Origin of the sequence: Dietzia cercidiphylli (assembly GCF_014145145.1) — a bacterium.
Lineage (GTDB): Bacteria > Actinomycetota > Actinomycetes > Mycobacteriales > Mycobacteriaceae > Dietzia > Dietzia natronolimnaea.
Map to the genome: position 1 here is coordinate 1 of NZ_JAALEA010000093.1, position 1,346 is coordinate 1,346.

Annotated in this window: 2 protein-coding genes; one reads left to right on the forward strand and one right to left on the reverse strand. The window is 69.7% G+C overall.

The window, feature by feature from the left end:
• Positions 1 to 12: 12 nt before the first annotated feature.
• Positions 13 to 576: a hypothetical protein gene (locus G6028_RS04165; RefSeq protein ID WP_182641627.1), complete on the reverse strand. Its 564-nt coding sequence runs from the start codon at positions 574 to 576 to the stop codon at positions 13 to 15.
• 197 nt (positions 577 to 773) lie between these two features.
• Between G6028_RS04165 and G6028_RS04170 the strand changes: the two genes are divergently transcribed.
• On the forward strand, positions 774 to 1,271 hold the full coding sequence (locus tag G6028_RS04170) for a CarD family transcriptional regulator (protein WP_179524504.1): 498 nt from the start codon (positions 774 to 776) through the stop codon (positions 1,269 to 1,271).
• Positions 1,272 to 1,346: the final 75 nt, after the last annotated feature.

Genomic DNA, 1,346 nt, shown 5'->3' on the forward strand with positions numbered 1-1,346 from the left:
AGGGCGGACGTCTCAGTGCCCCTCGGAGTGGGTCTCGACCGGACGGGTGTACTCGTCGCTGGCCGGGACCTCGGCGATGACGGCTGCCGCCATCTCGATCTGGTCGCCGTTGGAGAAGGAGACGGTGGCCGGCACCGAGGTGCCGATCTGGAGGTCGTCCGCACCGGGGAGGGTGGCGGTGGTCCGCTCGACGCAGAGGTCGTCCCCGCCGGGGACGGGCTCTGCGTCCTCCGCCGCCGAGACGATCAGCGAGCACCCGCGCTCGAGGGGCTGCGACTCGCCGATCTGCGCCTCGATCCCGTCGATCTCGAGACGGTCGAGGGAGATCGACTCACCAATGCCGGTCCCGGTGAAGGAGGCGACGAACCCGAGACGCGCCTCCCCCGTCTCGGGGAGGACCACCACGAGGTCGTTGACGTACAGCTCGCCCGCGGAACCCTGTCCACCGTCCACCGCGGCGACCTGACCGGCCGTCTGCGAGATCTGGCCGGCGCCACACGCGGACATACCGACGGCGGTACCCACGGCCAGGACTACGAGCGCGGTGCGGCGCAGGCCGGTGTTCGGTGAAGTCACGTCAGGCTCCTCGGGAGATGGTCGTTCTCAGGCCGGTCTCATCGTAGTCCACGGCCGGTCGTGACCGGCGCCAGAGTGCGCCCCTCGCACCCCCCGGATGCGCCGGTCGGGCCGTTCGGGTTGCTGACCTGCATAAACGGATAACCCCAGCGCTGAGGGCGTGCTAAGATGGCTCAGTCGAAAGGGGAAAGCCACTCATGGAGTTCAAGGTCGGCGACACTGTCGTCTACCCGCATCACGGCGCCGCAAGTATCCAGGCGATCGAGATGCGGACGGTCAAGGGCACCGAGAAGGAATACCTCGTCCTCAAGGTTTCACAGGGCGATCTCACGGTCCGGGTTCCGGCCGAGAACGCCGAGTACGTGGGCGTGCGCGACGTGGTCGACGAGGCGGGGCTCGACAAGGTCTTCGATGTCCTGCGTACCGAGCACGCGGAGGAGCCGACCAACTGGTCGCGCCGCTACAAGGCGAACGGCGAGAAGCTGGCCTCGGGGGACGTGAACAAGGTCGCCGAGGTCGTCCGCGATCTGTGGCGCCGCGACCTGGACCGGGGACTGTCCGCCGGCGAGAAGCGCATGCTCGCCAAGGCGCGGCAGGTGCTGGTCGGCGAACTCGCGCTGGCCGACCGTGCGGACGAGCACCGTGCGGACGAGCTCCTCGAGCAGGTCCTGGCCGCCGCGGCCGCGCCGGCCTGACGCGACCCGCGCGAGTGACCCGGTCCTCTGTGACGCGGAACGGATCGAGTGGCCACCCGGCCCCCACGGGCAGGG